The sequence below is a fragment of the Comamonas trifloxystrobinivorans genome, assembly GCF_043359985.1.
GTDB lineage: Bacteria > Pseudomonadota > Gammaproteobacteria > Burkholderiales > Burkholderiaceae_C > Comamonas > Comamonas trifloxystrobinivorans.
In genome coordinates, this window is sequence record NZ_JBHZGV010000018.1 from 58,682 (window position 1) to 71,689 (window position 13,008).

11 protein-coding genes are annotated in these 13,008 nt (G+C 61.6%); 2 read left to right on the plus strand and 9 right to left on the minus strand.

Annotation, left to right across the window (positions count from 1 at the left end; translation table 11 throughout):
• Positions 1-23 precede the first annotated feature (23 nt).
• The 5 genes from ACFIQF_RS20215 to ACFIQF_RS20235 form a co-directional block, all read right to left on the minus strand.
• Positions 24-857 (minus strand): GNAT family N-acetyltransferase, encoded by an 834-nt coding sequence (locus ACFIQF_RS20215; protein ID WP_393945439.1) that lies wholly within the window; start codon positions 855-857, stop codon positions 24-26.
• Positions 858-1,046: 189 nt separating this feature from the next.
• Positions 1,047-2,381 carry a phosphoglucosamine mutase gene (glmM, locus tag ACFIQF_RS20220; protein WP_393945440.1) on the minus strand — a complete coding sequence of 445 codons (1,335 nt, stop codon included), beginning with the start codon at positions 2,379-2,381 and terminating at the stop codon, positions 1,047-1,049.
• A 109-nt stretch (positions 2,382-2,490) separates the two neighbouring features.
• Positions 2,491-3,342 carry a dihydropteroate synthase gene (folP, locus tag ACFIQF_RS20225; RefSeq protein WP_393945441.1) on the minus strand — a complete coding sequence of 284 codons (852 nt, stop codon included), beginning with the start codon at positions 3,340-3,342 and terminating at the stop codon, positions 2,491-2,493.
• A 63-nt stretch (positions 3,343-3,405) separates the two neighbouring features.
• Positions 3,406-5,328, minus strand: a complete 1,923-nt coding sequence (gene ftsH / locus ACFIQF_RS20230) for an ATP-dependent zinc metalloprotease FtsH (RefSeq protein WP_393945442.1) — start codon at positions 5,326-5,328, stop codon at positions 3,406-3,408.
• Positions 5,329-5,675: 347 nt separating this feature from the next.
• The gene (locus ACFIQF_RS20235) at positions 5,676-6,335 is read right to left on the minus strand and encodes an RlmE family RNA methyltransferase (protein ID WP_393945443.1); all 660 of its coding nucleotides are present in this window, start codon (positions 6,333-6,335) and stop codon (positions 5,676-5,678) included.
• A 31-nt stretch (positions 6,336-6,366) separates the two neighbouring features.
• Between ACFIQF_RS20235 and ACFIQF_RS20240 the strand changes: the two genes are divergently transcribed.
• Positions 6,367-6,837, plus strand: a complete 471-nt coding sequence (locus tag ACFIQF_RS20240; protein WP_393945444.1) for a YhbY family RNA-binding protein — start codon at positions 6,367-6,369, stop codon at positions 6,835-6,837.
• 28 nt (positions 6,838-6,865) lie between these two features.
• Positions 6,866-7,585 (plus strand): glycosyltransferase, encoded by a 720-nt coding sequence (locus tag ACFIQF_RS20245; protein WP_393945445.1) that lies wholly within the window; start codon positions 6,866-6,868, stop codon positions 7,583-7,585.
• An 81-nt stretch (positions 7,586-7,666) separates the two neighbouring features.
• On the opposite strand, the gene kdoO is transcribed toward ACFIQF_RS20245, so the two are convergent.
• The 4 genes from kdoO to carB form a co-directional block, all read right to left on the minus strand.
• A complete protein-coding gene (kdoO, locus tag ACFIQF_RS20250) occupies positions 7,667-8,551 on the minus strand; it encodes a Kdo hydroxylase KdoO (protein ID WP_393945446.1) in 885 nt (294 codons plus the stop codon).
• A 47-nt stretch (positions 8,552-8,598) separates the two neighbouring features.
• Positions 8,599-9,021 carry a DUF4149 domain-containing protein gene (locus tag ACFIQF_RS20255; protein WP_393945447.1) on the minus strand — a complete coding sequence of 141 codons (423 nt, stop codon included), beginning with the start codon at positions 9,019-9,021 and terminating at the stop codon, positions 8,599-8,601.
• Between the two features lie 36 nt (positions 9,022-9,057).
• The gene (greA, locus tag ACFIQF_RS20260) at positions 9,058-9,534 is read right to left on the minus strand and encodes a transcription elongation factor GreA (RefSeq protein ID WP_393945448.1); all 477 of its coding nucleotides are present in this window, start codon (positions 9,532-9,534) and stop codon (positions 9,058-9,060) included.
• 180 nt (positions 9,535-9,714) lie between these two features.
• Positions 9,715-12,960: a carbamoyl-phosphate synthase large subunit gene (carB, locus tag ACFIQF_RS20265; RefSeq protein ID WP_393945449.1), complete on the minus strand. Its 3,246-nt coding sequence runs from the start codon at positions 12,958-12,960 to the stop codon at positions 9,715-9,717.
• Positions 12,961-13,008 lie beyond the last annotated feature (48 nt).

The window sequence follows — 13,008 nt, forward strand, 5'->3', positions numbered from 1 at the left end:
AGCGGCTGCGCTGGCGATGGCGATCAACCGAGAAAGTGCTTGCGGTAGCGGGCGGGCAGGCGGTCGAGCTGCATCAGCATGGGCAGGTCGGCGGTGTTGAAATCTGGGTCCCAGGCCGGGGCGCCAATCACCTCGGTGCCCACGCGCAGATAGCCTTTGATGAGCGCGGGCGGTTCTACCTCGACCTGGTCGTCCAACTGCTCCAACGGCAGCGGCAGGCGGGGCGTGACGCAGTACTCGGCCGACACCTGCTTTTTGGCTTGCAGCTGGCGCCAGATGCTGGCCGCAGCATCGCCGCTGACGATGCCGTTGTGCCACATGGGGATGCTGGCGCAGCCCATCATGACGTCAAGCCGGTTGCGCTGCATGAAGCTGGCAAGCGCGCCCCACAAAGTCATGATGACGCCGCCTTGGCGAAAATCGGCGTGCACGCAGCTGCGGCCGAGCTCCACCATGCGAGGACGCAGCGCGTCAATCGCGCTGAGGTCAAATTCGCCATCAGAGTATGTGCGGCCAGCGCGCTTGGCCTGTGCAGGCGTGAGCAAGCGGTAGGTGCCAATGACCTGTTTGCTGGCGCTGTGGCGCACCAGCAGGTGCTCGCAGTAGTCGTCAAAATCGTCTACGTCGTGGCCGGGCAGGCGGCTGTCGAGCTGGGCGCCCATTTCGCTGGCGAAGATCTGGTGGCGCAGGCGCTGGGCTTCGCGCACCTCGTCCAGGTGCTGAGCCCAGGAAACTTCGATATCAACGGGTGCGGCAGCGGCGGCCAAAGGCGCCGGGGCCAAGGCTGCGGATGCTGGTGCCGATGGGTAAGGCAGCAGGATCGGGGCAGCGCTGGAGAATTCGGGCTTGTTGTGCATGGCTGGGCTCCTGAATCGCCCTGCAGCCCCTGCTCTGCCGCCTGCTCTCTATCGGGCAGGCAGCGCACGGATCTCACAGAGCGGCTTCAGTGTCTCGCCGCCGCATGACAAGCCCATGTGCAAACCATGACAGTTGCATGACTTGGCGGGGCTGCAACACAGCATCACCCAGCCAAGTCAGGAACACGCTCAGGATTGGCGCGCCACCTCAGCCAGTTGCTCGGCGCTGCGGCTGGCTTGCGCCGCATCGAAAGCCTCGACCATCACGCGCAGCAACGGCTCGGTACCGCTGGCACGGATCAGCACGCGGCCCTGGCCGGCAAAGCGCTCGGTGATCTCGCGCTGCAGATCGGCCAACTTCTGGTTCTTGGCCCAATCCTGGCCGGGCTGCAGGCGCACGTTGAGCAGCACCTGCGGGCACAGTTCCACGCCCTTCAATTGCTCGGCAATGCTTTGCTTGCGGCTGACGCAGGCTTGCAGCACTTGCAGGGCGCTGATGAGACCATCGCCGGTGGTGTGTTTGTCGAGCGCCAGCAGGTGGCCCGAGCTTTCGCCGCCCAGCAGCCAGTTGCGGCGCTGCAGCTCTTCGAGCACATAGCGGTCGCCCACTTTGGCGCGTACCAGCTCAATATTCTGGGCACGCAAGGCGGCTTCGATGGCCAGGTTGGTCATGAGCGTGCCGACGACACCGGGCACTTTTTCGCCGCGGCGCACGCGGTCCATGGCCATCAAATACAGCAGCTCATCGCCATTGAACAGCCGGCCCGAGGCGTCGACCAGTTGCAGACGGTCGGCATCGCCGTCCAACGCAATGCCCAGATCAGCATTGTTGGCACGCACCGCGCGCACCAGCGCCTCGGGGTGGGTAGCGCCCACTTCCTGGTTGATGTTGAGCCCGTCGGGGCTGCAGCCGATGGTGATGACATCGGCGCCCAGTTCGTGAAAAACCTTGGGCGCGATTTGGTAGGCCGCGCCGTGGGCGGCATCCACCACCAGCTTCATGCCGCGCAGCGAGAGGCTGTGGTCAAACGTGCTTTTGCAGAATTCGATATAGCGGCCAGCGGCGTCTTCCAGCCGGCGTGCCTTGCCCAGCTGGGCCGATTCGACCCACTCGGGCTGCTCGGTGAGTGCGGCCTCGACCTGCTCTTCCCAGGCGTCGGGCAGCTTGGTGCCGTCGGCGCTGAAGAATTTGATGCCGTTGTCGGCAAACGGGTTGTGGCTGGCGCTGATGACCACGCCCAGACTCGCCCGCAAAGCGCGGGTGAGATAGGCCACGCCCGGCGTGGGCAGCGGGCCCAGCAGCACCACATCGACACCGGCGCTGTTCAGACCTGATTCAAGTGCGCTTTCGAGCATGTAGCCGGAGATGCGCGTGTCTTTGCCAATCAGCACCGTGGGGCGCTGCTCGTTGCGGCGCAGTACCCGCCCGACCGCATGGCCCAGACGCAGCACAAAATCAGGGGTGATGGGCGATTTGCCCACCGTGCCGCGAATTCCATCGGTTCCAAAATACTGGCGTGCCATATTGTTTTTTCCGTAAAAAGGCTGGCCCGTTGCCGAGCAACAGGCTACAAAGCGTATCCGTTCAAGTGTAACGCGGGTGTCATCTGCCCCGCAGGTAGGGCTGCAACGCTCAAACCGGCAGTTGATCTGGCTGCTGCATGGCGTGCAGAACGGCCAGCGCATCGGCAGTCTCGCGCACGTCGTGCACCCGCACAATGGCTGCGCCGTGCTCTACCGAGAGCAAAGCCGCAGCAATGCTGGCTGGCATGCGCTCACCTACCACCCGGCCCGTCACTTTGCCGAGCGAGCCCTTGCGCGACCAGCCAGCCAGCAGCGGATAGCCGGCATCGACCAAGCGTGGTTGCTGCTGCAGAAGGCGGAAGTTCTGTTGCACGCTTTTGCCAAAGCCGGTACCGGCGTCCCAAACGATGCGCTGCTTGGCCACGCCAGCTGCCAATAAGCCATCGGTCTGCGTTTGCAGAAACTGCAGCACATCGGCCACCACATCTCCCGCTGCATCCATGTGTTGCAGGTGCATGGTTTGCGGATCGGCGTGCATGTGCATCAGGCAAACGCCGCAGCTGGGGTGTGCGGCCACTGCGGCACGCGCGCCCGGCTGGCGCAGCGCCCAGATGTCGTTGATGATGTCGGCGCCCAAATCCAGCACGGCCTGCATGACCTCGGGCTTGTAGGTATCGACCGAGACAGGCACATTCAGCCGCACCGCCTCGCGCACCACGGGCAGCACGCGGCGCAGCTCTTCATCGAGCGGCACCGCCGGGCTGCCGGGGCGCGTGGATTCGCCGCCAATATCCAGAATATGCGCACCATCGGCCAACAACTGCTCGGCATGCGCCAGCGCAGCGCTGACGCTGGCGTGGCTGCCACCGTCGGAGAACGAATCGGGCGTGACGTTGACGATGCCCATGATGCGGGGCTGGCTCAGATCGAGCACAAAACGGCTGGTTAGCCAAAGAGACATGGCGGGCTTTCGTATCGAAAAAAGAAAAGCGCTCAAAGAGCGCTTTCCTGTGGGCTTGCTGTTTTAGGCCGCGTTGGGCGCTGGCTCTACCTTGACTGGGGTGCCGCCGCCGTTGCCACCGCCATCATTGTTCGACGGCGGGTTGCGGGGCGTCCAGTCTTTCGGTGGGCGTGGCGCCTTGCCGGCCATGATGTCGTCCAGCTGCTCGGCATCGATGGTTTCCCAGTCGAGCATGGCCTTGGCCATGGCGTGCATTTTGTCCGAGTTGTCCTCGATCAGCTTGCGGGCCAGGTGGTATTGCTCGTCGATGATGCGGCGCACTTCGGCATCGACCTTTTGCATGGTTTCTTCGCTGATGCCGCTGGGCTTGCTCATGGAGCGGCCCAGGAAAGGCTCGCCTTCTTGCTCGGCATAGACCATGGGGCCCAGCGCATCGGTCATGCCGTAGCGGGTGACCATGTCGCGGGCGATTTGCGTGGCACGCTCGAAGTCGTTGCTGGCGCCGGTGGTCATCTGGTTCATGAACACTTCTTCAGCAATACGGCCACCAAACAGCATGGCGATCTGGTTGAGCATGAACTCCTTGTCGTAGGAGTAGCGGTCTTTCTCTGGCAGGCTCATCGTCACGCCCAGCGCACGGCCGCGCGGGATGATGGTGACCTTGTGCACGGGGTCGCACTTGGGCAGCAGCTTGCCGATCAGCGCGTGGCCGGCTTCGTGGTAGGCGGTGTTGCGGCGCTCTTCCTCGGGCATGACCATGGATTTGCGCTCGGGGCCCATGATGATCTTGTCCTTGGCTTTTTCGAAGTCTTGCATTTCGACGGTGCGCGCATTGCGGCGGGCAGCCATCAGAGCAGCTTCGTTGCACAGGTTGGCCAGATCAGCACCAGACATGCCGGGCGTGCCACGGGCGATGACGGCAGGGTTCACGTCTTGGCCGACGGGAATCTTGCGCATGTGCACGTTCAGGATCTGCTCGCGGCCACGGATATCGGGCAGCGTCACATACACCTGGCGGTCAAAACGGCCGGGGCGCAGCAAAGCGGCGTCCAGAATGTCGGGGCGGTTGGTGGCAGCCACCACGATCACGCCGAGGTTGGTCTCAAAACCATCCATCTCGACCAGCATCTGGTTCAGAGTTTGCTCGCGCTCGTCGTTACCGCCGCCCATACCGGCGCCACGCTGGCGGCCGACGGCGTCGATTTCGTCGATGAAGATGATGCAGGGTGCGTTCTTCTTGGCGTTCTCGAACATGTCGCGCACGCGGGCAGCACCCACGCCGACAAACATTTCCACGAAGTCAGAGCCGGAGATGGAGAAGAATGGCACCTTGGCTTCGCCAGCGATGGACTTGGCCAGCAGGGTTTTACCGGTACCGGGAGGGCCGACCAGCAGCAGACCACGGGGAATGCGGCCGCCGAGCTTTTGGAACTTGTTCGGGTCTTTCAGAAAGTCGACGACTTCCTTGACTTCTTCCTTGGCTTCGTCGCAACCGGCCACATCCGCAAAGGTGACGGTGTTGTTGTTCTCGTCGAGCATGCGCGCCTTGGACTTGCCAAAGCTGAACGCTCCGCCCTTGCCACCGCCCTGCATCTGGCGCATGAAGTAGACCCACACGCCAATCAGCAGCAGCATCGGGCCCCAGCTGATGAGCAGGTTCATCAGCAGCGAGCTTTCTTCGCGCTCCTTGACTTCGAACTTGACGTTGTTGTTGATCAGGTCGCCGATCAGGCCACGGTCCATATAGGTGGCCGTGGTCTGCAGCTTGGCACCGTCGCCGGTGGTTGCCAGGATGACCGTGCCCGACGGGCTCTCCTGCAGCGTGGCGGCTTTGACACGGCCATCACGCACGTTTTGCAGGAATTCGGAGTACGGCACCTTGGTCGCGCCAGCGCCTGCACGGTTGTCAAATTGCTTGAACACCGTGAACAGCACCATGGCAATGACCAGCCATACGGCAACTTTAGAAAACCACTGATTGTTCAAGGGGGCTCCAGAGGTAGGAAATCAAAGTAGACACAAGAGACTCAGGTGTCAGGTATGCGCTATTTTAGGACTTTCAAGGGCGAAAGCCCCGGTTTCCCCTTGACAGCGAGGAGGATTCGTTGAAATAGGTCAGTTCTGACAGCGAGAGTCCGGATCCCGACACGCGGCAATGCCTGTGCCATCTGGCAAAAATGCAGGCGCTCGCTGCCGCGCTCTGCGCAGCGCAGCGGACCTGTGCACTGTACCCTATAAAAAACAACAAACCCGCCGACAGCGACGGGTTTGCCAGGCGCAGGAGGCACTGCAGGCTGGCCGCGCAAATCCGAGCCGGCCTGCGATGGCGGCGTTCACTCGGGCTTGAGACGAATCCCGAGCAGATAGGTTTCGGACGACTTGTCGCGCGAAGCCTTGGGCTTGTAGGGCTTGACGATCTGGAAAGTCTGCTTGAACAGGTCGACCAGTTGTGAGTAGCCACTGCCATGAAAAAGCTTGACCACCAAGGTTCCATCGGGCTTCATGTGCTTGCGTGAAAAGTCTACCGCCAGCTCGATCAGGTGCGAGATGCGCGCCGCATCCACGCTGTCAATCCCCGATAGATTGGGCGCCATGTCCGAGATGACCACATCGACCTGGCGATTGCCCAGCGATTCTTCCAGCTGCGAGAGCACCGATTCTTCGCGGAAATCGCCCAGAATGAATTCCACGCCTTCGATCGGCTCCATCGGCAACATGTCCAGGCCGATGATGCTGCCGTTGAGCTCGCCCACCGCAGCGCCATTGGGCGAGAGGCGGCGGCGCACATACTGGCTCCAGGCGCCAGGCGTGGAGCCCAGGTCGACCACAATATCACCCGGGCGAATTAATTTGAAATGCTCGTCAATCTCTTGCAGCTTGTAGGCGGCACGGGCCCGATAACCGTCTTTTTGCGCAGCGCGCACATAGGGGTCATGGATGTGCTGATTCAGCCAAGTCTTGTTGACCTTCTTGCCTTTACCACTTAATTTCATGTTTACTCCGCGAAGCCCCGATAATACGGGTATGCCCCAAATTCAACTCACTCCCGCCCAACGACGCGAACACCGCGCCGAAGCCCACCACCTGGATCCCGTGGTGCTGATTGGCGGCGACGGCCTGACCGAGGCCGTACAAAAAGAAATCGATCTGGCCCTGAACTCGCATGGCCTGATCAAGATCCGTGTATTTTCCGACGATCGCGCCAACCGCGAGGCCATTTACGCCAAGCTGGCCGACGAATTGAACGCGGCGCCCATCCAGCACATCGGCAAACTGCTGGTGCTGTGGCGCCCCAAGGCCGCCAAGGAAAAGCACCACGACGAAGACCGCATGCCCGGCCCGCGCGAGGTGAAGGTGCTCAAGTTCAGCAAGAACAGCTGGCAAAAGCCCGAGGTCAAGCAGATCCGCATTCTGGGCAACCAGCGCCTGACGTCGGGCGGCCAGATCAAGCGCGCCAAACCCAAACAAAAGTCGATCAAAAAACGCCAGGGCTGATAGTGTGACGGATCGCCACATTCTTTGCATGAAGTGGGGTACCAAGTATGGCCCCGAGTATGTCAACCGGCTCTATGCGATGGTGCGCCGCCACCTGCGTGGCGATTTCCGCTTTGTCTGCCTGACCGACGACACACAGGGCCTGCGCAGCGAGGTCGAGTGCTTTCCGATTCCGGATCTGAACATCCACCTGGCGCCCGGCCAGCGCGATGGCGCCTGGAAGAAGCTCACCACCTTCGAGCGCGACCTGTACGGCCTGCAAGGCCAGGCGCTGTTCCTTGATCTGGACGTGGTGATTGTCGGCAGCATGGACGAGTTTTTCGAGCTGCCCGGTGAGTTCCGCATCATCCACGACTACCCGCGCTTTTGGCGTTTGGGCGAGCGCATCGTGGGCAACTCGTCCGTCTACCGCTTCACGCTGGGTGCACACGCCGACGTGCTGGAGTATTTCCGCGCCAACACCGACAAGATGCGCGCCGAGTACCGCAACGAGCAGGAATACCTCTCGCACTTTCTGCACAAGCAAGGCAAGCTGCAGTACTGGCCGTCCGCCTGGTGCCCGAGCTTCAAGTACTACTGCATTCCCACCTGGCCCAGCAATTACTGGAAAGAGCCGGTGCCGCCAACGGACGCACGCATCGTCATCTTCCACGGCGAGGTGAACCCGCCGGACGCCTTGCAAGGCAAGCGCAACAAGCGCTTCCGCCATATCCAGCCCGCCAAGTGGATTGAACAGGCCTGGGGCTGACAGACAAATCGCACAGCCAAAAAATCAAAAAGCGTTGCACCTGTTGGGCAACGCTTTTTTGTTTTCGCGAGTTGTGGTGGCTTAACGATGCTTGGCATCCACCAGCTGGTGGCCCTTCATGCGGGTAAGTATGGACAAGGGGCTAGCCTCCGGGTTGTACTCGCTGCCTGGCGGTAAGAACAGGGTTTGCTCCAACATGTACTGGCCGGACATGACGGCGTGCACGGCCTGGTCCGAGAAGCACACCCAGGTGGAGCCGGCGGCGAAAGGCACGGTCTCTTGCGGTGCTTCTTTCTGGTACACCAGATCGCCCTTCATGCCATCGTGCAGTTGCAGCATCAGGTGGTCGTATTCGCTGCGGTAGGACTTGGTGACGTGCAGCAGCTCCAGCGCCTTGGCTTGCCAGGCGCTGTACGGTTTGGCGCGTGGCACAAATTTTTTCGCGACGTCTTCAAACGGCTCGCCCACGCGCCAGACGCGAGGCTGGCCTTCCGGGTTGACGTTGGTGAAGACGCGCAAAATGCGCTCACCATAGTTGGGTCGCGATGGAAATGCGTCGACATGCATGCGCTTGTCGTCTGCCCGCCAAGACTGCGCCCGCGTCTCTACCTGCGATGGCCGGTAGCTGGTGGGCGCCATACGCACCACCGGCATGTAGTTGGGGAAAAGGCCGGCAATGAGTGCGGTGGCCTGGTCGCGAAAGCGCTCCACCATACCAGCCACCTGCTTTTGCGTGGCCGCATCGCCCGCCACGCCTTTGATGGTGCCGTCGACGTTCAGACTGATGTTGCGGGTTTTCGGGTCGCGCACGTCCGGGCGCAGCAGCTTTTGCTCCGCTTCAGTCAGCGCAAACGTCAGCTGGGGAAAGTACAAGACCTTGCCGGCCTCGACCGCCGCCGTCCACTCGGGACGGCTGGGCACGCTACGCCAGTCGGTAGCGTCGATTTTTACGATTTGGGTTTGCATGGCCTGCCAAGTTTACTCTTGCAGCCCAACACGGTAATTGGCACAGGTCAAGCGCTGGCCGGGCGCGCAGACAGGCGCCACAGCGCCACGGCCGCGCACAGCCACTGCAACGCATACATGAGCGTGCCCAGGCTGTGCCAGAGCTTGAGGTTCTCGCGCGCCACGATTTTGGGTGACACGCCGTACTGCACCAGCAAGGCCAGCAGCATGCCGCCAATGACAAAACCAATGACAGCTTTGGCCCAAGCATGCAGGGTGTTGGACTGTTTGTCTTTGGCCAGCGCCAGCAGCACCAGGCAGCAGGCAATCGATACCCAGGTTTGCGCCGCGAACAGCTTGGCCGCCATGAAGCCCGCCATGGCTGCCTGCGGCAGGTTGGCAAACAGCATGGGCACGGCCATAAAGCCAATAGACGACAAGCTACCCCACCACAGGGCAGCTGCAAATAGGGGGAGGCGTTGCATCAACATGGTCAGTCCCAGAGCGAGGCGCTTCGCGCCTCAGGGTCAGATGTACTTTACGCCGACGACTTCATAGCGGCGCTCGCCACCGGGCGCCATCACTACAGCTGTATCGCCCTCTTCCTTGCCAATCAGCGCGCGGGCGATCGGGCTGGAGACGTTGATCAGGCCGTGCTTCAAATCAGCCTCGTCTTCGCCCACGATCTGGTAGGTGACTGGATCGCCGCTTTCTTCGTCTTCCAGGTCCACGGTAGCGCCAAACACCACCTTGCCACCTGCGTCGAGCTGGGTGGGGTCGATGATCTGGGCGGCCGACAGCTTGGCTTCCACTTCCTGGATGCGGCCTTCGATAAAGCCCTGGCGGTCTTTTGCGGCGTCGTATTCAGCGTTTTCGCTCAGGTCACCGTGCGAGCGCGCTTCGGCAATCGCAGCGATCACACCGGGGCGGTCCACGGTTTTCAGGCGTTGCAGCTCTTCCTTGAGCTTTTCTGCACCGCGCTTGGTAATGGGGATAGTGGCCATATCGGTCTCCACAAACATTCAAGGGGCCTTGGCAGTACCAGGGCCCAAACACATCCGTCGATTCGGCGACGACAACATCAAAAGCAAACCGCCGCGCTGGGAGCGCGGCGGTTGCATATCAGCCCCTATTATGCCGATTTTTGTGTCTGCACACAAAAGCGGCCGGGCCGTAATTTGTGATCAATGGTGCAGGCTGGCGTGCAGCTCTTGCACCGAGTGCACTTCCAGATTATCCATATTGCGCAAGCCTTCCACGGCCGCCTCGGCACCGAAGATGGTGGTGAAGGTGGTCACGCGGGCCAGCAAGGCGCTGGTACGGATGGCACGCGAATCAGCGATCGCATTGCGGCGCTCTTCCACCGTGTTGATGACCATCGCAATTTCATTGTTCTTGATCATGTCCACGATGTGTGGGCGGCCTTCGGTAACTTTGTTCACCGTTTGCACTTCCACGCCGGCTTCGGCAATCGCAGCTGCCGTGCCACGGGTGGCGCACAGGCTGAAGCCCATGGCGGCCAGATCCTTGGCGATGGCCACAGCACGCGCCTTGTCGCTGTTCTTAACGGTCAGGAAGACCTTGCCCGAGCGGGGCAGCTTGGTGCCGGCGCCGAGTTGGCTCTTGACGTAGGCTTCACCAAAGGTCTTGCCCACGCCCATCACTTCGCCGGTCGACTTCATCTCGGGGCCGAGAATGGTGTCCACGCCAGGGAACTTGACGAACGGGAACACGGCTTCCTTGACGCTGAAGTAAGGCGGCGTGACTTCCTTGGTGATGCCCAGCTCTTCGAGCGTGTCGCCCACCATGCAGCGCGCAGCCACCTTGGCCAGCTGGATGCCAGTAGCCTTGGAGACGAACGGCACGGTACGCGAGGCGCGGGGGTTCACTTCGAGCACATAGATGATGTCCTTGCCGTCGCGCTCTTGAATGGCGAACTGCACGTTCATCAGGCCCACCACGTTCAGGCCTTCGGCCATGGCAGCGGTCTGGCGCTTGATCTCGTCGACCGTGGCCTTGGACAGGTAGTACGGAGGCAGCGAGCAAGCCGAGTCACCCGAGTGCACGCCCGCTTGTTCGATGTGCTCCATGACGCCGCCGATGAAGACCTTGCCGGTCTTGTCGCGCACGCAATCCACGTCGCACTCGATGGCGTTGGACAGGAAGTGATCCAGCAGCACGGGCGAGTCGTTGCTGACCTTCACGGCTTCGCGCATGTAGCGCTCCAGATCGCGCTCTTCGTGCACGATTTCCATGGCACGGCCACCCAGCACGTACGAAGGACGCACCACCAGCGGATAGCCCAGCTGGCGAGCGTGTTCCAGCGCCTCGCCTTCGGTACGGGCCGTGGCGTTGGGCGGCTGGCGCAGGTTCAGCGATTGCAGCAGGTGCTGGAAGCGCTCGCGGTCTTCGGCAGCGTCAATCATGTCGGGCGAGGTACCAACGATAGGCACGCCTTCTTTTTCCAGCGCCAGGGCCAGCTTCAGCGGCGTTTGGCCGCCGTACTGCACGATCACGCCAGCGGGCTTTTCGACGGCCACGATTTCCAGCACGTCTTCCAGCGTCACGGGCTCGAAGTACAGACGGTCCGAGGTGTCATAGTCGGTCGACACGGTCTCGGGGTTGCAGTTGACCATGATGGTTTCGTAACCGTCTTCGCGCATGGCCAAGGCGGCGTGCACGCAGCAGTAGTCGAACTCGATACCCTGACCGATACGGTTCGGGCCACCGCCCAGCACCATGATCTTTTTCTTGTCGTTGGGCTGCGCTTCGCACTCTTCGTCATACGTGGAGTACATGTAGGCCGTGTTCGTGGCGAACTCGGCAGCGCAGGTGTCCACACGCTTGAACACGGGGCGCACGTTCAGCGCCTTGCGGGCTTCGCGCACGGCCGTATCGGTGGTGTGCAAGAGCTTGGCCAGGCGGCGGTCCGAGAAGCCCTTTTGCTTGAGGCCACGCAGGTCTTCAGCGGTCAGCTGGGCCAGCGCCTTGTCGCCACTGGCTTCGGTGTGCTTGTCGAGCGCCAGCTCCAGCTTGACGATCTCTTCGATCTGCACCAGGAACCACTTGTCGATCTTGGTGATGTTGTGCACTTCGTCGAGCGACCAGCCGGCAGCGAAGGCATCGCCCACGTACCAGATACGGTCGGGACCGGGCTCGCCCAGTTCCTTTTCCAGAATCTCGCGGTCCTGGGTTTTCTCGTTCATGCCGTCCACGCCCACTTCCAGGCCGCGCAGGGCTTTTTGGAAGGACTCTTGGAAGGTACGGCCGATGGCCATCACCTCACCGACCGACTTCATCTGCGTGGTCAGGCGGTTGTCGGCAGCGGGGAACTTCTCGAAGGCGAAACGTGGGATCTTGGTGACCACGTAGTCGATCGTGGGTTCGAACGACGCAGGCGTTGCACCGCCGGTGATTTCGTTCTTCAGCTCATCGAGGGTGTAGCCCACAGCCAGCTTGGCAGCGATCTTGGCGATCGGGAAGCCCGTGGCCTTGGAGGCCAGAGCGGACGAACGCGAGACACGGGGGTTCATCTCGATGACGATCATGCGACCGTCCTTGGGGTTGACCGAGAACTGCACGTTGGAGCCGCCGGTATCCACACCAATTTCACGCAGCACTGCCAGCGAGGCATTGCGCATGATCTGGTATTCCTTGTCGGTCAGCGTTTGTGCAGGAGCCACGGTGATCGAGTCGCCGGTGTGCACGCCCATGGGGTCCAAGTTTTCGATCGAGCAGACGATGATGCAGTTGTCCGCCTTGTCGCGCACCACTTCCATCTCGTACTCTTTCCAGCCGAGCAGCGATTCTTCGATCAACAGCTCGTTGGTGGGCGAGGCTTCCAGGCCGCGCTTGCAGATGGTTTCGAACTCTTCCGGGTTGTAGGCAATGCCGCCGCCGGTGCCGCCGAGCGTGAAGCTGGGGCGGATCACCGTGGGGAAGCCGACCTGCTTTTGCACCGCCCAGGCTTCGTCCATGCTGTGGGCAATGCCAGAGCGTGCCGAGCCCAGACCGATCTTGGTCATGGCGTCCTTGAACTTCAGGCGGTCTTCGGCCTTGTCGATGGCTTCGGGCTTGGCGCCGATCAGCTCGACCTGGTACTTGTCGAGCACGCCGTGCTTCCACAGGTCGAGCGCGCAGTTCAGCGCGGTCTGGCCACCCATGGTGGGCAAGATCGCATCGGGGCGCTCCTTGGCGATGATCTTCTCGACCGTCTGCCAGGTGATGGGCTCGATGTAGGTGACGTCGGCCGTGGCCGGGTCGGTCATGATCGTGGCAGGGTTGCTGTTGATCAGGATGACTTTGTAGCCTTCTTCGCGCAACGCCTTGCAGGCTTGAACGCCGGAGTAGTCGAACTCGCAGGCCTGGCCGATGATGATCGGGCCAGCGCCAATAATAAGAATGCTTTTAAGATCTGTGCGTTTAGACATAGGGCTCGCCTTGCAATCGCGTACGCCAGCTCGCCGGGTTTTGCCAGG

What these genes read in the sequence shown, in the direction of transcription:
- ACFIQF_RS20215 (WP_393945439.1), bottom strand. Translation starts at nt 857, where the DNA reads ATGCACAACAAGCCCGAATTCTCCAGCGCTGCCCCGATCCTGCTGCCT.
- ACFIQF_RS20240 (WP_393945444.1), top strand. Translation starts at nt 6,367, where the DNA reads ATGCCCCAAATTCAACTCACTCCCGCCCAACGACGCGAACACCGCGCC.
- greA (WP_393945448.1), bottom strand. Translation starts at nt 9,534, where the DNA reads ATGGCCACTATCCCCATTACCAAGCGCGGTGCAGAAAAGCTCAAGGAA.
- ACFIQF_RS20245 (WP_393945445.1), top strand. Translation starts at nt 6,866, where the DNA reads ATGAAGTGGGGTACCAAGTATGGCCCCGAGTATGTCAACCGGCTCTAT.
- folP (WP_393945441.1), bottom strand. Translation starts at nt 3,342, where the DNA reads ATGTCTCTTTGGCTAACCAGCCGTTTTGTGCTCGATCTGAGCCAGCCC.
- carB (WP_393945449.1), bottom strand. Translation starts at nt 12,960, where the DNA reads ATGTCTAAACGCACAGATCTTAAAAGCATTCTTATTATTGGCGCTGGC.
- ACFIQF_RS20235 (WP_393945443.1), bottom strand. Translation starts at nt 6,335, where the DNA reads ATGAAATTAAGTGGTAAAGGCAAGAAGGTCAACAAGACTTGGCTGAAT.
- glmM (WP_393945440.1), bottom strand. Translation starts at nt 2,381, where the DNA reads ATGGCACGCCAGTATTTTGGAACCGATGGAATTCGCGGCACGGTGGGC.
- kdoO (WP_393945446.1), bottom strand. Translation starts at nt 8,551, where the DNA reads ATGCAAACCCAAATCGTAAAAATCGACGCTACCGACTGGCGTAGCGTG.
- ACFIQF_RS20255 (WP_393945447.1), bottom strand. Translation starts at nt 9,021, where the DNA reads ATGTTGATGCAACGCCTCCCCCTATTTGCAGCTGCCCTGTGGTGGGGT.